The 21,727-nt window shown below is 62.7% G+C and carries 25 protein-coding genes; 12 read left to right on the plus strand and 13 right to left on the minus strand.

From position 1 onward, the window contains the following. The first annotated feature begins 8 nt into the window (after positions 1–8). The 3 genes from FQP90_RS09155 (at position 9) to FQP90_RS09165 (ending at position 4,441) form a co-directional block, all read left to right on the plus strand. On the plus strand, positions 9–1,742 hold the full coding sequence (locus tag FQP90_RS09155) for an ABC transporter ATP-binding protein (protein ID WP_144649441.1): 1,734 nt from the start codon (positions 9–11) through the stop codon (positions 1,740–1,742). Further along, the gene (locus tag FQP90_RS09160) at positions 1,739–3,709 is read left to right on the plus strand and encodes an ABC transporter ATP-binding protein (RefSeq protein ID WP_144649443.1); all 1,971 of its coding nucleotides are present in this window, start codon (positions 1,739–1,741) and stop codon (positions 3,707–3,709) included. The genes FQP90_RS09155 and FQP90_RS09160 overlap by 4 nt, the downstream gene beginning before the upstream one ends. A gap of 273 nt (positions 3,710–3,982) precedes the next feature. Beyond that, on the plus strand, positions 3,983–4,441 hold the full coding sequence (locus tag FQP90_RS09165) for a hypothetical protein (RefSeq protein WP_144649444.1): 459 nt from the start codon (positions 3,983–3,985) through the stop codon (positions 4,439–4,441). A 27-nt stretch (positions 4,442–4,468) separates the two neighbouring features. On the opposite strand, the gene FQP90_RS09170 is transcribed toward FQP90_RS09165, so the two are convergent. The 3 genes from FQP90_RS09170 to FQP90_RS09180 form a co-directional block, all read right to left on the minus strand. Then, positions 4,469–5,041, minus strand: a complete 573-nt coding sequence (locus FQP90_RS09170; protein ID WP_144649446.1) for an MOSC domain-containing protein — start codon at positions 5,039–5,041, stop codon at positions 4,469–4,471. A gap of 40 nt (positions 5,042–5,081) precedes the next feature. Next, complete coding sequence (locus FQP90_RS09175; RefSeq protein ID WP_144649448.1) at positions 5,082–5,612, minus strand: VOC family protein; 531 nt, start codon at positions 5,610–5,612, stop codon at positions 5,082–5,084. A gap of 82 nt (positions 5,613–5,694) precedes the next feature. Beyond that, on the minus strand, positions 5,695–6,363 hold the full coding sequence (locus FQP90_RS09180) for a helix-turn-helix domain-containing protein (RefSeq protein ID WP_167510447.1): 669 nt from the start codon (positions 6,361–6,363) through the stop codon (positions 5,695–5,697). Between the two features lie 86 nt (positions 6,364–6,449). On the opposite strand from FQP90_RS09180, the gene FQP90_RS09185 reads away from it, so the two are divergent. From FQP90_RS09185 to FQP90_RS09195, 3 genes are read left to right on the plus strand one after another with little or no spacing between them, the layout of a single operon-like run. Beyond that, entirely contained in the window at positions 6,450–6,887 is a 438-nt protein-coding gene (locus FQP90_RS09185; RefSeq protein WP_144649452.1) for a hypothetical protein, read from the plus strand. After that, a complete protein-coding gene (locus FQP90_RS09190) occupies positions 6,884–7,075 on the plus strand; it encodes a helix-turn-helix transcriptional regulator (protein ID WP_144649454.1) in 192 nt (63 codons plus the stop codon). The genes FQP90_RS09185 and FQP90_RS09190 overlap by 4 nt, the downstream gene beginning before the upstream one ends. 54 nt (positions 7,076–7,129) lie before the next feature. Continuing rightward, the gene (locus FQP90_RS09195; protein ID WP_144649456.1) at positions 7,130–7,909 is read left to right on the plus strand and encodes an alpha/beta fold hydrolase; all 780 of its coding nucleotides are present in this window, start codon (positions 7,130–7,132) and stop codon (positions 7,907–7,909) included. Between the two features lie 328 nt (positions 7,910–8,237). On the opposite strand, the gene FQP90_RS09200 is transcribed toward FQP90_RS09195, so the two are convergent. After that, positions 8,238–8,735, minus strand: coding sequence for an NUDIX domain-containing protein (locus FQP90_RS09200; RefSeq protein WP_144649458.1), 498 nt, complete (start codon positions 8,733–8,735; stop codon positions 8,238–8,240). 366 nt (positions 8,736–9,101) lie between these two features. Here FQP90_RS09200 and FQP90_RS09205 point away from each other — a divergent pair, with 366 nt between their 5' ends. Further along, positions 9,102–10,346, plus strand: a complete 1,245-nt coding sequence (locus FQP90_RS09205; protein ID WP_244296626.1) for a hypothetical protein — start codon at positions 9,102–9,104, stop codon at positions 10,344–10,346. A 76-nt stretch (positions 10,347–10,422) separates the two neighbouring features. Here FQP90_RS09205 and FQP90_RS23280 read toward each other — a convergent pair whose 3' ends face one another. The 5 genes from FQP90_RS23280 to FQP90_RS09225 form a co-directional block, all read right to left on the minus strand. After that, positions 10,423–10,599, minus strand: coding sequence for a hypothetical protein (locus tag FQP90_RS23280; RefSeq protein WP_167510448.1), 177 nt, complete (start codon positions 10,597–10,599; stop codon positions 10,423–10,425). A gap of 6 nt (positions 10,600–10,605) precedes the next feature. Continuing rightward, positions 10,606–11,745 carry a glycosyltransferase gene (locus FQP90_RS09210; protein ID WP_144649460.1) on the minus strand — a complete coding sequence of 380 codons (1,140 nt, stop codon included), beginning with the start codon at positions 11,743–11,745 and terminating at the stop codon, positions 10,606–10,608. 239 nt (positions 11,746–11,984) lie between these two features. Further along, entirely contained in the window at positions 11,985–12,155 is a 171-nt protein-coding gene (locus tag FQP90_RS09215) for a hypothetical protein (RefSeq protein WP_018778796.1), read from the minus strand. A 287-nt stretch (positions 12,156–12,442) separates the two neighbouring features. Continuing rightward, a complete protein-coding gene (locus FQP90_RS09220) occupies positions 12,443–12,748 on the minus strand; it encodes an SDR family NAD(P)-dependent oxidoreductase (RefSeq protein WP_244296628.1) in 306 nt (101 codons plus the stop codon). A 102-nt stretch (positions 12,749–12,850) separates the two neighbouring features. Next, a complete protein-coding gene (locus FQP90_RS09225) occupies positions 12,851–13,033 on the minus strand; it encodes a hypothetical protein (RefSeq protein ID WP_439898640.1) in 183 nt (60 codons plus the stop codon). A gap of 80 nt (positions 13,034–13,113) precedes the next feature. On the opposite strand from FQP90_RS09225, the gene FQP90_RS09230 reads away from it, so the two are divergent. Beyond that, positions 13,114–13,449 (plus strand): carboxymuconolactone decarboxylase family protein, encoded by a 336-nt coding sequence (locus FQP90_RS09230; protein WP_144649462.1) that lies wholly within the window; start codon positions 13,114–13,116, stop codon positions 13,447–13,449. Positions 13,450–13,557: 108 nt separating this feature from the next. Here FQP90_RS09230 and FQP90_RS09235 read toward each other — a convergent pair whose 3' ends face one another. The 3 genes from FQP90_RS09235 to FQP90_RS09245 are packed head-to-tail and all read right to left on the minus strand — an operon-like array spanning position 13,558 to position 16,401. Beyond that, positions 13,558–14,097 carry a GNAT family N-acetyltransferase gene (locus FQP90_RS09235; protein ID WP_144649464.1) on the minus strand — a complete coding sequence of 180 codons (540 nt, stop codon included), beginning with the start codon at positions 14,095–14,097 and terminating at the stop codon, positions 13,558–13,560. Beyond that, entirely contained in the window at positions 14,094–15,458 is a 1,365-nt protein-coding gene (locus tag FQP90_RS09240; protein WP_144649466.1) for an LLM class flavin-dependent oxidoreductase, read from the minus strand. The genes FQP90_RS09235 and FQP90_RS09240 overlap by 4 nt, the downstream gene beginning before the upstream one ends. A 58-nt stretch (positions 15,459–15,516) precedes the next feature. Beyond that, positions 15,517–16,401 carry a MetQ/NlpA family ABC transporter substrate-binding protein gene (locus FQP90_RS09245; RefSeq protein ID WP_144649467.1) on the minus strand — a complete coding sequence of 295 codons (885 nt, stop codon included), beginning with the start codon at positions 16,399–16,401 and terminating at the stop codon, positions 15,517–15,519. Between the two features lie 222 nt (positions 16,402–16,623). On the opposite strand from FQP90_RS09245, the gene FQP90_RS09250 reads away from it, so the two are divergent. The 4 genes from FQP90_RS09250 (at position 16,624) to FQP90_RS09265 (ending at position 21,195) form a co-directional block, all read left to right on the plus strand. Beyond that, positions 16,624–17,733: a methionine ABC transporter ATP-binding protein gene (locus FQP90_RS09250; protein ID WP_144649469.1), complete on the plus strand. Its 1,110-nt coding sequence runs from the start codon at positions 16,624–16,626 to the stop codon at positions 17,731–17,733. Positions 17,734–17,735: 2 nt separating this feature from the next. Next, positions 17,736–18,395 carry a methionine ABC transporter permease gene (locus FQP90_RS09255; RefSeq protein ID WP_144649471.1) on the plus strand — a complete coding sequence of 220 codons (660 nt, stop codon included), beginning with the start codon at positions 17,736–17,738 and terminating at the stop codon, positions 18,393–18,395. A gap of 18 nt (positions 18,396–18,413) precedes the next feature. Further along, positions 18,414–19,574 carry an LLM class flavin-dependent oxidoreductase gene (locus tag FQP90_RS09260; RefSeq protein ID WP_144649473.1) on the plus strand — a complete coding sequence of 387 codons (1,161 nt, stop codon included), beginning with the start codon at positions 18,414–18,416 and terminating at the stop codon, positions 19,572–19,574. 88 nt (positions 19,575–19,662) lie between these two features. Further along, entirely contained in the window at positions 19,663–21,195 is a 1,533-nt protein-coding gene (locus FQP90_RS09265; RefSeq protein ID WP_144649475.1) for an MFS transporter, read from the plus strand. Here FQP90_RS09265 and FQP90_RS09270 read toward each other — a convergent pair. Then, positions 21,159–21,596, minus strand: a complete 438-nt coding sequence (locus tag FQP90_RS09270) for a rhodanese-like domain-containing protein (RefSeq protein ID WP_144649477.1) — start codon at positions 21,594–21,596, stop codon at positions 21,159–21,161. The two genes, FQP90_RS09265 and FQP90_RS09270, sit on opposite strands and share 37 nt — an antisense overlap. Positions 21,597–21,727 lie beyond the last annotated feature (131 nt).

Here is a 21,727-nt window from a genome sequence, read left to right on the forward strand (position 1 = left end):
GAGTTCCCATGCTGTGGAAGGTTCTTGTTCGGTTCCTGCGGCCGCATCAGCGGCTGCTGATCGCCGTCGTCGTTTTCCAGCTGGCGCAGTCCATCGCGTCGCTGTACCTGCCGACGCTCAATGCCGACATCATCGATCACGGCGTCGCCACCGGGGATACGGACTACATCCTGCGCATGGGCGGGCTCATGCTGCTGATCACCCTGCTGCAGATCGCGTGCGCAGTGGTGGCCGTGTACTTCGGCGCCAAAGCCGCAATGGGGATGGGCCGGGACGTGCGCGACGCCATCTTCAGCAGGGTGGGCGAGTTTTCGGAGCAAGAAGTCACCAGGTTCGGGGCGCCGTCGCTGATCACCCGTTCCACCAACGACGTCCAACAGGTGCAGCAGCTGGTCCTCATGTCCTGCACGCTCATGGTCGCGGCGCCCATGCTCAGTATTGGTGGCGTGATCATGGCCGTGCGGCAGGATGCACAGTTGTCCTGGCTGATCGCGGTCTGCGTGCCGGTGCTGCTGGTGGCCGTGGGGCTGATCGTGACGCGGATGGTGCCGCTGTTCCGGAAGATGCAGGTCCGCATCGACGCCGTGAACCGCGTTCTCCGCGAGCAACTCACCGGTATCCGCGTGGTGCGGGCGTTCGTCCGGGAGGACATGGAAGCCACCCGGTTCGGTAAAGCGAACGACGACGTCACTGACGTCGCGCTAAGGGCAGGGCGTCTGATGGCGCTCATGTTTCCTGTGGTCATGTTGGTGATGAACGTTTCCAGCGTGGCGGTCATCTGGTTCGGATCCTTCAGGATCGAGGACGGCTCCATGCAGGTGGGCACATTGATCGCCTTCCTGAGCTACCTGATGCAGATCCTCATGTCCGTCATGATGGCGACGTTCATGGCCGTGATGATCCCGCGCGCGTCCGTTTCTGCCGACCGAATCGGCGAGGTGCTGGAGACCGACTCAAGCGTCCAGCCGCCGTCGAACCCTGTCACAGGCGGGATCCGCCGTGGCGAGTTGGAGATGCGCGACGTCGGATTCGCCTACCCGGGTGCGGAGCAGCCGGTCCTGAGCGGCGTCACGTTCACCGCGAAGGCCGGGCAAACCACCGCGATCATTGGCAGTACCGGCGCCGGCAAAACCACGCTGGTGAACCTGATGCCCAGACTGTTCGACGCCACCAGCGGGTCCGTGCGGATGGACGGTGTGGACGTCCGCGACCTGCACCCCGACCTGTTGTGGGGGCACATTGGCTTGGTGCCGCAGCGGCCGTACCTGTTCTCCGGCACGGTTCGCAGCAACCTTCAATACGGCAAACCCGACGCCACTGAGGACGAACTGTGGCAAGCGCTCCGCGTGGCCCAGGCGGATGATTTCGTGCAGGAGATGGAGGGCGGCCTGGACGCCGTGATCTCCCAAGGGGGCACCAACGTTTCGGGCGGGCAGCGGCAGAGGCTCGCCATTGCGCGGGCGCTGGTGAAGCAGCCGGAACTCTACATCTTCGACGATTCCTTCTCCTCACTGGATACCGCCACTGACGCCCGGCTCCGGCAAGCCCTCAAGCGCCACACCAACGGCGCCACCTTGGTGATCATCGCCCAGCGCGTCTCCAGCATCGCCGATGCAGACCAGATATTAGTGCTCGACGACGGCAGGATCGTTGGGCAGGGAACGCACCATGAGCTGTTGGAGACTTCCGAAACGTACCGGGAGATTGTGTCCTCCCAGCTCGCGGCTGAGGAAGCAGCATGAGCGCCGTATCAGCCGGTCCGCGTGGACCCCAGCGGCCGGCGATGGGACCTGGCCGGGGTGGGCCGTTCGCGGGGATGAACATCCCGGCGGAGAAGGCGTCCAACTTTGGTGCCTCTGCCCGCAGGTTGTTGGGAACGCTTCGGCCGGAACGGTTCTGGCTGACCCTGGTGCTGGTGTTTGCCGTGGTCAGTGTGGCTTTGTCCGTGATTGGGCCCAGGCTCCTGGGGGAGGGCACCAACCTGATCTTCGCCGGCGTCGTCTCCAAACAACTGCCCGCAGGGGTTTCCAAAGCCGACGTGATCGCAGGCCTGCGCGCCTCCGGCGACGACAGCAAAGCGGACATGCTGGGCGCCATGACCCTGACACCCGGCGTCGGAATCGACTTCGGTGCGCTGTCCTCCGTCCTGCTGTGGGCGCTGGCCCTGTATGTCCTGGCCTCAGCGTTCGGTTGGATGCAGGCGTACGTGCTCAACGGCGTCGTGCAGCGGACCGTCTACCGGCTGCGTCAGCGGATCGAAGCGAAAATCCACCGGCTGCCCCTGCGCTACTTCGACTCCATCCAGCGCGGTGAGCTGCTCAGCCGGGTGACGAACGACGTCGACAACATTTCCCAAAGTCTCCAGCAATCCATCAGCCAAGTGGTGTCTTCCTTGCTGACGGTGCTGGGTGTGCTGGTGATGATGTTCCTGCTCTCACCCCTCCTTGCTTTGATCGCGCTGGTAACCATCCCGCTGACCCTCGGAACCACGCTCCTGATCGCCAAGCGCTCGCAGAAACTGTTCGTGGCGCAGTGGAAGAACACCGGCGAACTCAACGGCCAGATCGAGGAAACCTACACCGGGCACGCGCTGGTGAAGGTGTTCGGACGGCAGAACGAGGTACAGGAGAAGTTCCGCGCAAAGAACTCGGAGTTGTACCAGGCGAGCTTCGGTGCGCAGTTCGTGAGCGGCTTGATCATGCCGGCCATGACGTTCATCGGGAACCTGGTCTACGTGGGAATCGCCGTGGTGGGCGGTTTGCAGGTGGCCTCCGGTGCCATGCAGCTTGGTGATGTCCAGGCCTTCATCCAGTACTCGCGGCAATTCACCATGCCGCTGGCGCAGCTCGGGTCCATGGCCAACATGCTGCAGTCCGGCGTGGCATCGGCAGAGCGGGTGTTCGATTTGTTGGATGAAGAGGAAGAATCGGAGGAGCCCGCTGCTTCTGCTTCCGGCCCTTCACGCGGGCGGCTCGTGTTCGAGAATGTGTCGTTCCGGTACACGCCGGACAAGCCGCTGATTACGGACCTCAGTTTGGTCGCGGAGCCCGGGCAAAGCATTGCGATCGTTGGGCCCACAGGTGCGGGCAAGACCACGCTGGTGAACCTGATGATGCGCTTCTACGAGTTGGATTCCGGGCGCATCACGCTGGACGGCGTGGACATCGCCTCACTTTCGCGCCAGGAACTGCGCTCGCGGATGGGCATGGTCCTCCAAGATACGTGGCTGTTCGGTGGGACTATCCGCGACAACATCGCGTACGGGCGGCCTGCTGCTTCCGAGGAAGAAATCATTGAAGCGGCGCAGGCTACCTACGTGGACCGTTTTGTTCGTTCGCTCCCGGAAGGTTACGACACCCTGCTGGATGACGAAGGCGGAAACGTCTCTGCCGGTGAGAAGCAGCTGCTGACCATTGCCAGGGCTTTCCTGTCCCGGCCATCGGTGCTGATCCTGGACGAAGCGACCAGCTCCGTGGACACCCGCACCGAGGTGTTGGTGCAGAAAGCCATGAACGCCCTGCGATCCGACAGGACCAGCTTTGTGATTGCCCACAGGCTCTCCACTATCCGGGACGCGGACCTCATCCTGGTGATGGAGGCCGGGCAGATCGTGGAGCAGGGAACCCACTTGGAGCTGCTGGCAGTCGGCGGGGCGTACTCCCGGCTGTACGAGGCCCAATTCGCGGCGCCGGCGGCGGAAGAAGTTTGAGCTTTCCGGTTGCGGGGCATGTGGCTTCCTGACCCTCTTTGGACTGCGTAGGCCCTCCCATCAACCTGAGCGGGTTGAATTTGAATTCCCCCGCGTACTAAAAGGGTCAGAATCTATTGCTCGCCTGGAAATGTCGGCGCCGTATGTAGATCCGCAGATCTGAGAGCTTTTGTCGAGTGGATGACAAGCCATGAACGGGAATGCGCCGAGCAAGTCCAGGATTGGATGATTCGCTCACTGCCCGTGCCAACAGCTCTGCTGAGGCAACTTTGGGTGGATGAGAGCTGGCGCGGTTGGCTGCTGGACGTGGTGGTAGTGCCCTGCACAGCGGATGGCTCGCTGGTTGCCGGGGAGCAAGGCGGGTTCCTTCGGGATGTGTCCGGGCAGGACGAAATGCGCGGGCGGAGGATACTGCCAGCACGCCAAAGTGTTGATCATCTGCCCACATGGCTCGCCTCAGCAGAGAGACTGGGCAATGAGCGGGAAGTGGATACCACCTTGCTCAAAGGTGCCAGTCTGGCTCAAGCAGAGATCCCGCGTGGACCACTGTGGAGATTCGTCATTGAGCAGAGCCGGGACGCACTGGACTACGGGTTGTTCGCGGACGAGGCCGGTGCTGCGACGTGGCTCCACTCGAACCGTGACGTCGTCGTCGTCGCTGAGGCAACCCGACGACTGGATGCATTCCAAGCCGCGGTGGAAATGAAACACGGCAGGCGGTCCGCTCCCTGACCCTCCGTGAGTTTGGACGCAGCGGGACTAAGGCAACCTTGATGGCCGCAGCACGTTGGCGTCTCCGGCCTTTGCAGGGTCAAGCGGCACAGGGCTGAGCAACACCGCTGGTCCGCGATGCAGCACGCCGCCTGCGACCACCTGGCACCTGACACCGCCACGCCCACGCATCGCCTTGTGTGCCCCCGGAGCGAGCATTTCATCCATCCAGGCGCAGGGGTGAGCGGGCCGGCCGGCCTTCAGCCTGACGGAGTCGTCCCCGGATTCCAGGGTGAACTCGTGCCCGAGCAGGGGAGCCAACTCAACACCCCTCAGCACAACGTTTCGGCGCGTCAGGAGCGGATCAAACGGGCCGGCTCCCAGCTCGGCGGCGATGGATTCCAGGGCTTCCACCGCGAACAAGGTCACGGCGGCATCCATGTGCGCCGCCTTGCCGAAGAACCTGTCGCCGACAATTCCCTTGCCAGCCACCAACTCGGCCTGATCGGCATCTGTGGTGGGCACGTCGGCCGCCCCTTCCCGGGCACGGCCAAAGTAGGCATGTGCCGGTGACACCAAAAGGTGCAGCACCTCGACGTCGTACCTGTAGTCAGCGGTCATCACTCAACGCTAGCTCCAGCTGGCAAAGAGCGCACCGTCCTCAGCGCCCGAGACCCTTCATCGTGGTGAGCAAGGTGTCGTGAATGTACACGAGTTCCGGGGTGGTTTCTGGGGTCCAACCGGTATCCTCCTCAGTGTTCATTTCGCCCCAGTCAGTGCCGCTGTTATCCCACTCAGGCGCTTCCCCGCTGTGCTGATAGATCCACCACAGATTGCTCCATGGGTCCACGAGGCGCGAAAGGCGATCGCCGAAGAATTCGGTTGGAGTAGTCACCACGGTGGCCCCGAGGCCCTGGGCAGTGGCCAGCGTCGCGTCAATGTCATCCACATACACCTGCAAGAGGCTGGGAGTGAATGGCCAGTCCGGTTTCCTGGCCGCCACCATCACTGTGGAGTCGCCGACCTTGAGTTCGGAATGAAGGATTAGGCCGTCGTCGTCGAGCGTGTGAGCTTCAGGGACTTCATGGGCACCGAAGACAGCGGTGAGGAAGGAGATCATTCCGGGTGCATCCTCGGTGATGATGAAGGAGTTGACGGTGTTGTAGCCGCCCGGGGCTTTGGGAGTGCTCATGATAACGACCCTTCGAAGTCGGTGGTTGTTACCTACAAGTCAGCCATCTTTCGTGCGGGTTGGCTTGAAGAAAAACGCCAACTCAGCCCGCGACGTGGCGGGCAATGATTTGCGCAGGAGTTTCAGATCGGAGCAGGCGCAGAGAGCGGGTCATGTGGGCTTGGTCCGCGTATCCGGCGGCTGCGGCGGCTGAGCTGGCGGAATATCCGCTCTGGAGCAGAAAGAAGGCGGCGCGTGCGCGTTCGAGCTGCTGGATCTGCTTCCGGCTGAGGCCCGTGACCCAACGGATATGGCGTTGCCAACAGCGCGGCGAGTATCCGCCCACATCGCCAGCCAGGGACCGGCTTACGTCGTCGCGACTGGTGATTGCGCCGTCGTTGAGCAGACGCCCTACGAAGGCCTCCAGGCCTTCGTACTCCGGGACGCCGTACCGCCGCCCGAGTATATCGAAGAGCTCTCCGTCCACCCCAAGATCCACGGTCTCCCCAAGGATGTTTTCCTTCGACGCGCCGTCGATGACCACATGGGCCCGGAATTCGACGCCCCAGTACGTGTCGCCTTTGACGCTCTGGAGAAGCCGCGGCTGGAGCGACGGGCCGATCAGCTCGGCTCGGAGCGTGGAGTCCTTGCGACGAGTGAAAGCCAGGCCCCAGAACTCGTTCGCTGGGTCCGTGTACACGTCTGGCTCTTCGACATAGGCCCTCCATATGGAATTGATGGCCGGCGACGAGCTGGATTTCTGCTCATACATCACCGCCAGCCTAGTGTGCAGGGCGAATACATTGACTAAATCCGAGGCCATTGCCTCCCGATGTAAAGGGTGCTTTACTTTTCATTATGAGTAAAGCTTCCTTTACATCCCGGCGTGCGCCGGTCCACCACTACGTTCTCGCCTTCATCCTCGGCGCCATCCTGACCATCGCGGTTTCGGTGCTGGTCGGGGCATCGAACCCCGGTGACTTCTGGCTCGCTGCCGGGATTGGTGCCCTGTGTGCTGCCTACCCGGCTATGTCGCTGGGCGCCAAGGTCTTCGTGTCGAACCACACGGTGGCCCGCGATGCCCACGGCGAACAAAGCGTGGAGCTGCAGTGGATGCGCCAAGCCGGAGCAGGTGCGTTCTTGGATATTCTGGTCGCGGTGCTGGTTGCTGTCCTTGTGCTGGTCATCGGACGGTTCACGGTTGATGCGCTTCCGGTCCTTCTTGGCCTTATTGGATTGAGTGCAGTGGATGCGGGAGTTCGGTATCTGGTCATCCGCTACCGGGATCTGAAGTGAAGAACAACCTCGCCGAGCGCCGGGCCGGACGCAACTGGACTCAAGCTGACTTGGCGGCTGCGCTCGGCGTTTCCCGCCAAACGGTGATATCCATCGAACGGGAGAAGTTTGACCCCTCGCTTCCCCTGGCGTTCCTCATTGCGCGGACCTTCGACTGTGCCATTGAGGACATTTTCGTCGCAGAGTGACGCACTGTGTTCCACGCCGCAGCGCCCCGCGGACGGCAAAGATACAGTGTCACGGTGAACTTCACCACCGCCCCCGACGGCGCCGAACTCGCCTGGACCGAGTCGGGCGAGGGCGAGCCACTGCTGCTGATCGCCGGACAGGCCACGGCAATGGACGGTTGGGGCCCGACGGCGGAGCTTCTGTCCCGCTCCTACCGCGTCATCCGCTTCGATCACCGGGGGACTGGACGCAGTGGGAAGGGCGACGCCGAGCGCTACACCACCAGACTCCTTGCCGAAGATGCTGCCGCCGTCCTCAAAGCGGCGAATGCGGATTTAGCACACGTGTACGGCCACTCGATGGGCGGGAGGATCGGGCAGTGGCTGGCCATCGATCATCCCCAGGCCGTTCGGACCCTGATCCTGGCGGCTACGAGTGGAGGCAAGTGGCCGGACGTCAGCGTCCAACCGGACAAAGCTGCCTTGGCGGCCCTGGTCAGCGGCGACATGGCCCGGCTGGAAGATCTCTTCTTCGATGCCGAGTGGGTCCGCGCCAATCCCGAAGCGACGCACACCTTCTTCAATTCCCACGCTTCGGCCTGGGCCAAAGCACGTCACTTCAAGGCCAGTCGTGATCACGATGCCTGGAGCGAACTCGGCTCCATCAAGGCTCCTACTCTGATTCTTCACGGCACGGACGACCGGCTCACCCCGTTGCCCAATGCCCTGCTCCTTCGTGAGCACATCCCTCGCTCGGTTCTGGTGCGGGTACCCGGCGCGGGGCATGGCCTGCACTTGGACCACCCCCAGACGGTCGAGTGGATCCGGCAATTCATCGCCAGGAAGAGCGGCTAGCTGCCAATCGTGGTGAATGTTCGACGTCTGTGTAGCTCATAGGACGGCACGCGTGGTCGCGAACGCCCGCCCCGGCAGGTCAATATCAGCCATGGATTCTCCCCAATCGAAGTACTCGGTCGGGCCACACGATATCCACGGAAAACGGCATCTAGGTGCTCAAGTAGCCCACCCCTAGTCCAAATCACGCCAAATTAGGTGGTGAAAACGACCAAAACCTAGTTCTGGAGGAGGCCATCTAGGTGGTGAATCGCTCGGGATGCTCAGTGGCGTCCGACGGCGGCCGACCAGCTTTTCAGGGCAGCCGCGCCCGGGGGTGCGTGTCGGGTCAGTCCTGCGCGCCGCCGTCGTTGGCTTGCCCGCCAAGGTGCCGGACCAGTGCGTCCACAATGGGCAGCTGTCCTTTGACGAGCTTGGTCCGGGCTACGGATTCCTCAAACCAACGGGCGTCGTCGATTTCCGGGAAATCCTTGATGGTGCCTGAGCCCTTGGGCCATTCCATGGGGAACGTGTTGCTGACAATCTCCTCGGGCTGAAAGTCGCCGGCCTCCGCGGCGAAAGCGGTAATGAGTTTGCCTGAAGGCTGTTTGAAAACACCCAACAATTCGTAGTCTGCGGGCGGGGGAGGGGAACCGATTTCTTCTGTGAATTCGCGTTTCGCGGCTGCCAACGCGTCCTCATCTTCGGGGAATTCACCCTTGGGAATGGACCAGGCGTGCTGGTCCTTCCGAGCCCAGAAGGGCCCGCCCATGTGGGCGATCCACAGTTCCAATGGCCCGGCCGAGGTGTGCCGGTAGAGGAGTATTCCTGCGCTGCGAATGGCGATGAGTGCTCCCGGGTGATGGTGCTGCGGGTGAATCGGACGGACAGGTCAAGGCTACTCCGCCTTGCAGCGCCGTTATCCAATTGATGTTGAATTGCCGATCTTGATCGTTCGTTTCGCTTCCAGCAGGTCACTTACTAATCGATAATCGAGGAGTTGCACGTTCCTCGGGGGTGGAACGTGACTGCGGTCTCCGGTAATTGCCGGAGATGATTCTGGGCGCATCAGCAGGAGGACACAGCTATGGCATCGTCAGTGAGGCTCCTTCCACATGGGGGAAGAAAAGCAATGGGATTGGCCGTCATTATGGCGGTAGGTTTATCGATGTTCACGGGCATGAGCCCGTCAAAAGCCGCGGATACAACACCAATGGCTGAGGATCCTGGCCCTGTGGGCAGCTTTGCGTGGAAAGGGTTCAACTGGCAGAAGCGATTCTGGGGTGGAGCGCCCATGTACAACGCGAGTTGGGACGCCAACAACGTGAGCAGCCCCGACGCCAACGGGTACGTTAAGCTCTCCATCAGCAATCCCACGGGCTCCGCCCCGAAGGGTGCCGAATTCCAGTCCACCCGTGAAGGGTTCGGCTACGGAACGTACAGCACCACGGTTGAAAAGGATGTCAGCGCACTGCAGAAGGAAGTGGTGTGGGGCTGCCTGTTCACGTACGACCCCGCCGCGGAGCCGGGGTACACAGAAATAGACCTCTGCGAAGCATCGGCGTGGGGTGGCGGAGCTGCCTACGGTGAAAATTGGCCAGTGACCCAAGGCCATGGCTACTGGTTCGATGCCACGAAACCGCCCGGGCAGGGCAACAACACGGTCACGTTCGATGTCACGAATGCTCCAATCCTGACGCACAGGATGGTCTGGGAACCGGGCAAACTCACTTTTGAGACGTTTGCGGGTGAGGGTTATAGCGGGACTCTGTTGAAGAAGACGGTCCTCCAAGGCTCCACGGTGCCTCTACCGGCGAACGAACAGATTCACTTCAACCTCTGGGTGACCGGTGGGGGCGGTGGAGATGCGGCACATGTTGCCCCCGAAACCGTCACCATTCGCGATTTCTCCTTCGTCCCCGGAATTCCACTGACAGCGCCGACTCCCACCGTCACAGGCACGGCAGCGGTCGGCTCAACGTTGACAGCAGCTCCGGGAACTTGGACCACAGGTACTGCCCTGACGTACCAGTGGTACCGGAATGGCGCGGCGATCTCCGGAGCTACTGGCTCCACTCGTGTTCTTGCCGCCGCTGACCAAGGCACCAAGCTGACGGTTCGGGTGACGGGAACCAAAGCCGGTTATGCCACCACCACCAAGGAATCGGCTCCAACGGCCACAGTGGTAGCGGGGACCCTGGTGGCACCCATTCCCACCATCACGGGGACGCTGGCTGTGGGCTCCACGCTGACAGCCAACACCGGTACCTGGACCTCCGGGACCACCCTGACCTACCAGTGGTACCGATCCGGGGTGGCGATCACGGGTGCCACAGCCAAAACGTACGTGTTGGTGAGCGCTGACCAGGCGGACACCATGAGCGTGAAGGTCACTGGCACCAAAGCCGGCTACACCACGGTGGCCAAGACCTCGGCCAGCACGGCTCCGGTCACGTAGGGACAGGAAACAACAAACCCGCAGTTGTGTCGCGCTGGGGGGAAATAGCGACACACCTGCGGGCTTGTTGGGCTTGTTAGTTCTTCTGTGCCCTGACCGGGACGATCCTCTTGAGGGCCAGGCCCAGGGCCAGCATGGCGAAAGCCGCCAACGCGAACCAGAAGAGGTCCCCGGCTCCGGTCGCTGCAAGTGTGCCTGAGCCCAATCCGGCTGCGGTGGCACCGGCGAGGGGAGCTACTGGGTTGTTGTACATGGGTGTTTACCAAACTTTCTTGCGGTTGAGTGCTGCATCCAGGTAGGCCTTTGCGTGCACGGCCTGGAGGAAGATATCGATGACGGTTTCGTACATGGTTGCGGCCAGCAGCATGTACCTCCAGCCGCGGAACCGCACCGTGACGATGCGTTCCAGGACGAAGATGCCGGTGACAGCGATCCAGAATGGCTGAAGGTTCAGGCCCATTCCGGTGGTCAAAGCGAAGATGATGGAGCCGAAGTAGGCCAGGGTCACCAAGACACCGATCATGGAGAGGAACTGGCGTCCCCAGTACGGCCTGGTGATTTTGGTCCACCCGTACTGCACGCAGTTCTCCACGGCGCCGCGCTTCCACCGGAGCCGTTGGGCCCACAGTTCACGCCACGTCGGCATGACCTCGGTGACCAGTGTGCAGTTGGACGGTGATGCGATGCGGTATCCAAGCGTCAACAGGGCGAAGGAGAGCTCGTTGTCCTCGGTCAGGACTGACGTGTCATAGACGCCACCCTTGCCGTTGCCTGGGGGAAGCGTGCCTTCCAAGCGCGCTGCCACCACGTCCCGCAACGTCTTGACCCGGAAGAGAGCGGCCGTTCCGGTGACTACCAGGCATTTGCCGTGGAGGCGCTTCACATCCCGGGCGTAGCGGGCGTATTCGTTGCGCTGCAGGTGTCCGACGAAACCGCCGCCGGGACCTCCGCTGAAGACTCCACCCACGGCGCCAAGCATTTCGTCGGTCAGCAGGTTCTGGGTGGCGTTCTCGATGAAATCGAGCGCGAGCTGCGAGTCGGCATCCTGCACCAGGACCAGGTCCTCGGGGTCGGCGTCAGGGAGGAGCTCGCTGAGGGCGAAGTTGAGGGCGCCGGCCTTCTTGTCCTTGTTTCCGACGGTCCGGATGACCTCCGCACCCTGGGCAAGGGCAAGCGTCTCGGTGTCGTCGGTGCAGTTGTCCGCCACCACAATGACGCGGTCCGGGCGGCGGGTTTGGTTGTTCAGCGAGACCAGAGTCTCGGTGATGCCAGCGGACTCGTTGTGTGCCGGGACCAGGACTGTGACCACTCCGCCGGCGGCACGGTGGGACCCGCGAGGTGCAGAAGCCGTGTCCGGTGCGTCTGTGTCGGCCGTGGGTTCCGTGATTTCCGTGAGCATTGTGATCCCTCCGTTCGAGCGTTGAAGTGTTGACTCACATAGAGTTCCAACGCGAACGCAAGATCAGGGCACGGAAACAGTCAAGGAAATCTCAAGGTTCGCTCAGGGTTTCCCTGAGGCGCCACGAACAAGGCTTGAGTACCACTCAGACGGTTGAACGCGTCCGGGGACGCGCTTAAACGCAAGAGGACGACGCCGGAAAGTACCGGCGTCGTCCTCTTGCTTCTAGTTTGAGCTGCTTAGCGGCTCAGGCTGACCGTAAAGGTTTTCGGTCCGCTGAGGGTCACTGCGATTCCGCAGTTTTCTGCGGCGGCGCGGTGTGAGAGGGACTGGATGGCGGCATCGATGGTGTGGTCGATGGCCGACTTGTCCCAGATTTTCAGCGTGATGGAGTCAGTATGTGTCGTCATTGTCAGTACTTTCACTCAGGCCGTTATCAGCCCCAAGCTTCTTCGCAGGGGCCGCATCCTCGTCGGTGAGGATTGCTGATTCAGCTTGTATGGGAAACGAATTCCCTCATTCATGGTTCATGCTGCCCACCACGATTGACAAGCGAATCCGGCCAAGTGTGACCGATTACACGCTGCTCATTACTCCGTGTAACCGGTGCCGACAGTGAGTTCCCGCCACCGGTCCACCTCGGCCCGCTGAGCTTCCAAGCGGCTTCAGTTCCTTGTGCAGCGGGCCGGACAATCCCTCAAGAGCCGCTTTGGACACAGAGTAGTAGCCCGATCTCGGCGCGGTAGCCGAAGCCGGCGTTGTTGACCAGGACATCCACACCGCCGAAGCGCTCCACGGCCTGCTGCACGGCCGCATCCACCTGCGACTGAACGGTGACATCCAGCGCCACGGCGAGTGCCGTCGTCGGGAATTCTGCGGCGAGGTCCTGCAGGGTGGAGGTGTCGCGGGCGGTGACGACGGCGTTATCGCTTTTCGCGAGGACCGCCCGGGCAAGTGCGCGGCCCAGTCCGGTGGAGCAGCCTGTGATGAGCCAGGTAGTCATGATGTTCCTTTCCTAGGGAACCATTCCATTGGAGGAATCTCCGATATGCGGCGCGCAGGGCTCTCATCGTCCCCACGACAGTCCAGGCCCCGCCGCCGCTGGTCAGCCGTTGACGTAGCCCATGTGCTGGGCGTTGTACCGATCGCCGTGGACGCCTATGCTCCGGACGATCGCGTCGAGGTCGGCGCGCTCATCGGCGGACAGCGCGACCTGCGTTGCGGCCGCGTTTTCTTGGATGCGCTCGGTGCGGCGGGTGCCCGGGATCGGGAGTCCCCACTGGTACACCCTTCACTGGAGACTCCCTCCACTGCCGCCGTGGCGGTGGAATGGAGGCATTCGAGCAATTACGACGGAGGAGAAAGACTATGAGCAACGAAGAGCGGAGCACCGGTTGGAGCGGCGGGAAGAACACATTCGGCGACTTCGCCGCGGGCCTGGTGCACTATACCGACCGGGTCCTCTTCGATGAAGTCTGGGAACGCGATGATCTGTCCAAGAGGGACCGCAGCCTGATCACAGTCGCGGCGCTGACCGCCATGGGCAAGATGGACCAGCTGAAGTTCCACCTAGGTTTTGCCCGCCAGAATGGTGTCACCGACGAAGAACTCAAGGAAGCGCTGCTGCACTTGGCGTTCTACGCTGGCTGGCCCAACGGTATGAGCGCAACGACCGTGCTGAAGAACGTCATCGAGAACGCCTGACGGACCTCGGAAAGACTCGATGCCGTGGGCCGGCGGAAGTTGTACCGGTCACCGGACTTAAGTCCGGCAACGAGCTCGGCATCTCACGGTTTTGAGGTATCTGCTCCCTTAGGCCGACGGCAAATCCAGCGTGTAGACCACCAACTGCACCTTTGGCGCGGGCCGTTCCTTTTCACGCTCGGGCCGGCGGACGTAGCCCAGGCGACGGTAGAGGCGCTGGGACGGTTCATTGTCGACGGCGGTGTCCAGGACCACGCGCTCGGCACCTCTGGCGGCGGCCAAGCGGGCGGATTCGTCCAGGAGCTTTTGGCCAAGGCCCGCGCGGCGGGCATCCGGCAGCACAGCCAACAGCCTCAGCTCCACCTCGCCTTCTTCGGCCTGCCGGCTGAGGTGCGAACCAAACGGCAGAAGGCTGGCAGTGCCCACCAAGCGGCCGGTTTCCACGTCCTCGGCCACCAGCAGCACACCTTCGCGGGCCCTGGCGGCAGCATCCAGCAGGAGCTCGAGCCGTTCGTCGTCCGGCTGATGCGCTCCGGGAAGGTGGTGACCGAAGCCTTGGTACGTCAGCCGCCCCACGGCGTCGTACTCTGCGTCACGCGCCTGGCGGATCACATAGGTGCCGGTGGCGACGGTAGGTGTGGTGGTCATGGTTTTCCTTTCTGCTGCGGATCGAGTCCGAGGTGAGATTTGAGCGTGGTTCCCGAGTACTCGGTGCGGGCGAGGCCACGTTCTTGGAGCAAGGGAATGACCCCGGAAGCGAAGCGCTCCAGATCCTGGGGCAGGAGGGAGAACATCAGGTTGAAGCCGTCGGCGGCGCCCCCAGCGTGCCAGCGTTCCAAGGAATCGGCCACGTGCTGTGGGGTGCCGATGAAGTCATGGTTGCGTTTGTCGCCGGTGAGGATCGAGTAGAGGTCCTTGAGAGTGACTTGGTCCTCGCGGCCACGGATCTGTTCCCCGGCGGAGCGGAAATCGGTACGGGGCTGCGTGATGCTGGGAATGCCGGATTGGGCTACCGTTGCGTCCGCTCCGAGCCCGGTGAAGTCGACCGTGCCTTCGCCGGTAGGACCCGCGAAGTATTCCTTCAGGAAGTCCAGGACCTGTTGATCGGTGATGAGGCCGTCCAATTCACGGATGCGCTCCAAGGCTTCTTCGCGGCTGTCCGCGACGACGGGCGAGATGGCTTGGTAGACGTAGAGCTCGTCAGGATTCCGACCGAAGGCCGCTGCCTGGGCACGAACCGATGCTCGGTAGCTCCGGGCTTGCGGAATATCCGGATGGCTTGCGAAGAGGGCGTTGGCGAACCTCGCGCCGAGTTTCTGGCCGGGCACGGAAGTACCCGCTTGGGCGAGCAAAGGGGAGTGCTGCGGCGAAGGCCCGATGTTGAGCGGCCCGGCCACCTTGAAGAACTCACCCTGGTAGTTCACCCGACTGAGTTTGTGGCGGTCGAAGAAGGCACCGGCTTCCTTGTCGTAGAGGAAAGCGCCCTTGTCCCACGAATTCCACAGGCCCTGGGTCACCTCGACGAACTCTTCAGCCCGGCGGTACCGGAGGCTGTGGTCGAAGTGCTCCTCAGCGCTGAAGTTGCCTGCCGTGCTGTTGGTGAGGTCCCGGGTGGTGACGATATTCCAGCCAACGCGACCGCCGCTGATGTGGTCCGCGGTGAGGGCCGCACGGGCAAAGTTGAAAGGCTCGTCATAGGAGGTGGAGGACGTGGCGATGAGGCCGATGTTGCTGGTGACTGCGCCAAGAGCCGTGACCAGGCCGATGGGGTCGAAGCGATTGAGGATGCCGGGGTTGGAAGTCTCGTCGATCGCGAGGGAGTCGCCCAGGAAGATGGCATCCAGCTTGGCATCCTCCGCGGCTTTTGCGAGCTTCACTTGGTGTGCGAAGTCGATGCTGGCCTGTGGGAACGCTGTTTCGTGGCGCCACGAAGCCAGATGGATGCCGGTGCCCACCAAGTAGGCGAAGAAATGGATCTGCTGGCGTTCACGGGTGAGTGTCTGGTTCATGGGCCTGTTCCTGAAACGTTTCCAGGGTGCCCGTTGGGTACGGGCACCCTGCAAACAGCTACTTGGTCTTCTTGATCGCTTCTTCTTCGGCCGTGAGGACTTCCTGCAGCTTGGCCGCAGTCCAGTCAGCCTTGAACTGCAGGTTGCCGTCGTTGAGCTTGGTCACCGAAGCCTCAACTTCAGGGGAGTGGTACGCATCCACGATCTTCTTCCACGTGGGATCGTCCTTGCGGTCAGCCTTCACCACGAAGCCGTTGATGTACGGCGCCAGGGATTCCGAGTTCAGGTCTTCCTTGAAGATGATCTTCTCGTCGCCCAGGCCGCCCTTCTGCGCCTGCGTGTTGTTCACGACGGCGGCATCCGTGGTTCCCTTGAGCGCGTTCACCGTCTGGTTGCTGTCCACCGGGACAACCTTGATCTTGGTTGAGGTGATCTCAGCGGGAGTGGACAGCGAGTTGCCGCCGTCCTTGAGCTGGAGCAGCCCTGCGGTCTGCAGGTTCAGCAGGGCGCGCGCCTGATTAGTGGGGTTGTTGGGGATGGCAACCTCGGCGTCGGCCGGCAGTTCCTCCACAGACTTGAACTTCTCCGAGTACAGCGCCAACGGGTACACCGCGGTGGCGCCCACCGGAACCAGCGTGCCGTTGCTGTTCACGTTGAACTGGGACAAGTACTTCAGGTGCTGGAACAGGTTGATGTCCACCTGGCCCTGTTGGGTGGCCGTATTGATCTGGGCACCGTCGGTGAAGTTCTTGACCTCAAGGTCGATGCCCTGATCCTTCAGCTTGGTCTTCAGGAGGGTCCAGTGCTCCTCGGCGCCGTCGTCCACACCGATCACCACCTTGGTGTTCGCGGAAGTTGACGAACCACTTGACGCACCCCCGCAAGCCGAGAGCGATAGGGCGGCAACCAAGCCGACGGCGGCAACTAACAAGCGGTTCTTCATGATGCTTCTCCGTACAAAGGGTATTGATGCGAATGGAAGGTACGGGGTGTTCCCCCTGCCTCACGCTAGGCAGTTGCCACGGTGAGAAACGAACGCTTTCGCAACACTCCGACGCGCACCGTCAAGGAAAGAAACCGCAGGTCACAGGGGGTCATTGGGTTCGATGCATCGGCTGGGGCGCTGCTGGAATGGGCATACAATCAACCCCCAAAGGAGGCTCCGGTGAGCGCGATCGTTTCGCTGCGCGGCGTCAGCAAACTGTTCCCGGTCCAAGGAAGCAAACGCACCCAACGCACCGAAGCTGTGCGCGCCGTCGACGACGTCACCCTGGACATCGAAGAGGGAACCGTCGTCGGCATTGTTGGCTACTCCGGTGCCGGAAAATCCACGTTGGTGCGCCTGCTCAACGGCCTGGAACGCCCCACCGAGGGCCAGGTTTTCGTCAAGGGACAGGACATCTCCTCACTCCCCGAGGGTGAACTGCGGAAAGTCCGCGCTGGCATCGGCATGATCTTCCAGCAGTTCAACCTCCTGAAGTCCCGCACAGTGTCCGGCAACGTGGCCTACCCACTCAAGGTGGCGGGCTGGCCCAAGGACAAGATCAAGCCGCGCGTGGATGAACTTCTTGAGTTCGTGGGTATCGCGGACAAAGCCGGATCCTACCCGCGGCGACTTTCCGGCGGGCAACAGCAGCGTGTGGGCATTGCCCGGGCGCTGGCTAACGCACCGGACATCCTGCTCGCCGATGAAGCCACCAGCGCCCTGGACCCGGAAACCACCCGCGACGTCCTGCGCCTGCTCCGCCGCATCAACAAAGAACTCGGGACCACCGTTGTGGTGATCACCCACGAAATGCACGTGGTCCGTGAAATCTGCGACACCGTGGTGATGATGGAATCGGGCCGCGTGGTGGAGGCCGGGCCGACGTACTCGGTGTTCGCCGACCCCCAAAGCGACTCCACCCAGCGCTTCGTTTCCACGGCCGTGCACGGCACACCGGAACCCGATACCGTCAGTCGGCTCTCCGCGGCGCATCCCGGGCTGCTTGTTTCAATCGGCATCTCCGAAACCGCACCCACGCCTCTGGTCGCCGCGACCTTCGAGCGCCACGGTGTGGGATCCAGCGTGGTGTTTGGGGGTGTCACCGAGATCCAGAACAAGATCCTCGGCACCCTCACCTACGAACTCACGGGCAGCGCCGCCGCGATTGACGCCGCGCTCGCCGACCTCGGCGACGTCACCGCCGTCGAACGCCAAATCCCGACGGCGGCACCCGCCGAGAGCGCGCTGCCGCACCTTCCAGCCCCCGTCCCCGCCAACGCCGGAGAATAGCCATGACTGACTGGACAACCCTCCTGCCCGTCCTGGGCGAATCATTCCAGCAGACCATCTACATGGTGGTCATCACCGTCCTGCTCAGCGGGCTTGCCGGGCTGGCGCTGGGCGTCACTCTCTACGCCACCAGGCCAGGCAATCTCTTCGCGAATAAGGCCGTGTTTTCCTTCCTGAACTTCCTGGTGAACATCATCCGGCCCATCCCGTTCATCATCTTCATCACGGCGATCGCGCCACTGACGCTGATCGTCATGGGCACCACCATCGGGACCACCGCGGCGATCCTGCCGATGGCGCTGATGGCCGGTGTGGTGATCGGGCGGGTTGTGGAGCAGAACCTGGTGGCGTCCGATCCCGGTGTGGTGGAAGCCGCGCGGGCCATGGGTGACAGCCGGCTGCACATCCTGTGGTCAGTGGTGATCCCGGAATCGCTGGCGCCGCTGATCCTGGGCTACACGTTCATGATCATCGCGATCGTGGACATGTCCGCCATGGCCGGGTACATCGGCGGCGGTGGGCTGGGCAATTTCGCCATCATGTACGGCTACCAGCAGTTCAACTGGGAGGTCACGTTGGTGACTGTCCTGATCATCATCGTCATGGTGCAGGCCGCGCAGTTGCTGGGCAACTTCCTGGCCCAGCGCATCCTTCGCCGCTAAGTCTTTTGGAGATTTCTTATGTCTATCGAATTCCTTGGTATGGGTGCCGGCAACGACTCCACGGAGACTTCGCCAGCCACCACGCCCTTCTTTGACCCCGCATATGCTGCCAGGATTGCGAGGATCCACGAGGACAACAACTGGGACCACGTCCTGTTCGCCTACAACTCCAGTACGCAGGATCCTTCCGTCCACGCGGCGTGGGTGGCCGCGAACACTGAGCGAATCCAGCTGCGCCTGGCGCACCGTCCCAACGTCTCACACCCGACGTTCGCAGCCCGGTCCTTCCTGACGCTGGACCACATTGCGCAAGGCCGGTTGACCGTGCACTTCATCACCGGCGGCAGCCAAGCGGATCAGGCCCGCGAAGGCGATTACCTGGCCAAGGACGCCCGCTATGGCCGGACGCAGGAGTACATGCAGATCGTGCGGCGGGCGTGGTCCGGCGATTCGTTCGATTGGGACAGCGAGCACTACCGCTTTGAAAACTTTGCCTCTGGTTTGGGGCCCTTTGCCGGAAAGCGTCCGGGGATTTCCTTTGGTGGGTCTTCCGAGGCTGCCTGGTCAGTAGGCGCCGCCGAGGCGGATATCTATGCGCTGTTCGGTGAACCGCTGGCCGACGCCGCATCGCAGCAGGAGCAGATCCTTGCGCGGGCTGCTGCGCTCGGGCGGACCGAGCCGTTGCGCTGGCAGATCGCGTTCCGGCCCATTGTTGCTGCCACCGATGAGTTGGCGTGGGAAAAGGCACATGGCGTCCTTGGGACGTTCCAGGCCCGGCGGTCAGCGGGTGAGGTGATCGATCCTGTTCGCCACTACAACCAGAAGCCGGAGGCCGCCGGGACCCAGCGCTTGCTGGCGGCGGCTGAGCGCGGCGATCTACACGACCGCGCCTTGTGGACGGCCCTCGCCAAGGCCGCTGGTGGGGGAGGAGGAAGCGCGACGGCGTTGGTCGGCTCTTATGACACCGTCACCCAGGCGATCCTGGACTATCACGAGCTTGGGTTTGAGATCTTCGGACTCCGTGGCTACGACTTCGTCCCGGATGCCCTCGAGTTTGGCCGGCACGTCATTCCGCAGTTGAAGCAGGAAGTTGAGCATCGGGAGCGCGGCAAGACGGCCGGGGAACTCCGGGCAGGCCAAGCCGCCGCCCGGGCACGCGTCCTTTCGGTGGCTTCCTGACCCGCTTTGACATTCACATGCCCCAAATTTAACCATTGCTGGTTGTTTTCGGGCCCAACCTACGGCAAAGAGGGGCGGGAAGGAACGCATGACCGGCCACGGAAATCACGCTAAACGTTCCGCTCTCTGGCTTTGCCTCGGCGCAGGATTCATCACGCTGTTGGACCAGTCAATGTTCGTGCTTGCGGTTCCCGCGATGTCCGCTTCCCTGCATGCCGACTCTGGCTCGGTGCAATGGATCCTTGCCAGTTACTCCTTGGCGTTCGGCGTCGCGCTGGTTCCCGCGGGCAGACTGGGCGACATCGTGGGTCGTCGCACGCTCTTCATCGCCGGCATTGCCGTTTTCGGAGCGTCGAGCTTGTTGGGTGGGCTGGCCTCGGACCCATCTTTGGTCATCATCGCGCGGCTCCTCCAAGGTCTCGGCGCAGGCACCCTGAATCCGCAAGTGCTTGGCCTCCTGCAGGACATCTACTCGGGACATGACCGCGCGAAAGCTCTGGGTGCCTACGCTGCCGCCGGCGGTTCCGCCGCGGTCTGTGGCCCGCTGATCGGCGGACTTGTCTTGTCCGTGGGCGACCCCGCGATCGGATGGCGGATCCTGTTCCTCGCGAATGTTCCGCTGGTGCTGATCCTCGTGCCGCTTGCGTTCAGGCTCCTGCCACATTCGGCCAAACGGCCCGAAAACAGCAAACCTTCGATAGACTTTTTGGGCGCCTTGCTCCTCGGCGGAGTGGTGATCGCCTCGCTCATTCCCACGATCTACGGTGCGGGCATTATTGCCGTGACGTCGCTGGCAATCGGGGCCGGCGCGCTGCTGGCTTTCGCCGGCTGGGAGATTCTCTACCACCGGCGCGGCCGAACCCCGTTGCTCAGTGCCTCGTTGGTGAAATCCAGGGGCTACACCTTGGGCACGGTGGTGGCGCTCTGCCAGTTCGGCGTCGGCGCCGGAATGGCCGCGGTGACCGCCTTCTACTTCCTCTCCGGGACAGGGATGGCGCCGTTGGCAGCTGCAGCCATCCTCGCGCCGCAAGCAGCCGGGATGTTGTTGGCGTCAAGCTTCAGTTGGCGCTTCGTAGCCCGGTACGGGCGCGCCGGAATCGTCTACGCACTGGTAGGCAGCCTGGCTTGCCTGATTGCCAAGGACCTTTTCGTGCAAATGCTCGACGGCGGGACAGCGGCTCTCGCGGTAGCCGCCGTCGGGCTTGCCCAAGGTGTGGCCACCGGGCTGGTGGTTGCTCCGAACCAGACACTCACGCTTGCGCATGCACCTGCCGGCACGGCCGGAGTGGCGGCAGGTTTCTACCAACTCAGCCAACGATTCGCGGCGGCACTGTGCTCAGCCGCCGCCGCGGGAATGTTCCTGCAAGCCCAAAGAGCGGCCACCGGCCAGGCCTCCAAGGATGCTTTCCACCAAGGCATCGTGATGTGCTGTGTCCTGCTGGGCATCGCCTTGCTCGCCGGCGGACTCGACTGGTTCCGCGAGGCGCGGGACCGCAGAAACGCAAGTGCCGCCGTCGTGACTTCCGGGGAAGCCTCGACGACGGCGGTGGTGCTGACGCCGGAAGGCCCGGCGGCGGCAGGTACTCAGCGCCCGGAAGCCCCCGAATCAGTGGACGCCTGAGCTACGGGAGCCGGCGGGGCCGTCGGCCCGGTGGTGGGGACGCCGGCGTCGCGGAGTGCCGGGAAGCCGCCGTCCACGTGGACGGCGTTGGCGTAGCCGAGGACTTTGAGCTTCTGCGCGACGGGACGTGAACCGTTCACGGAGCCGCAGAACACCACGATTTTCTGGTCGGTGCCGCTGACCTGGGCAAGGCGGTGCGCGGATTCGGGGCTGAAGTCTTCCTCAACGTGCTCGCGGTTGACCACTACGGCACCGGGGACTGCGCCGGTGCTGGCGCGCCCGCCTTCGCTGCGGACATCGATCAGGAGGGCGCCTTCTTCGATGAGTTTGGCCGCGGCATCGGCGGTGATCAGCTGGGTGTCTTCTTGTACTGAATCCTGGACTGTGGTTTCGATGGACATAGTGCTCCTTTTTTAGGTGGTGGACGTGTTGGTGGTGGTTGGAAAATCGGAGGGCTAGATGTACTAACCCGGTAGGTTGTTGACGCGGCTGGCTGGGGAGGCGCCTTTGAGTGCGGTGTGTGGCCTGCTGC

The sequence above is a fragment of the Paenarthrobacter nitroguajacolicus genome (assembly GCF_007786235.1).
Lineage (GTDB): Bacteria > Actinomycetota > Actinomycetes > Actinomycetales > Micrococcaceae > Arthrobacter > Arthrobacter nitroguajacolicus_A.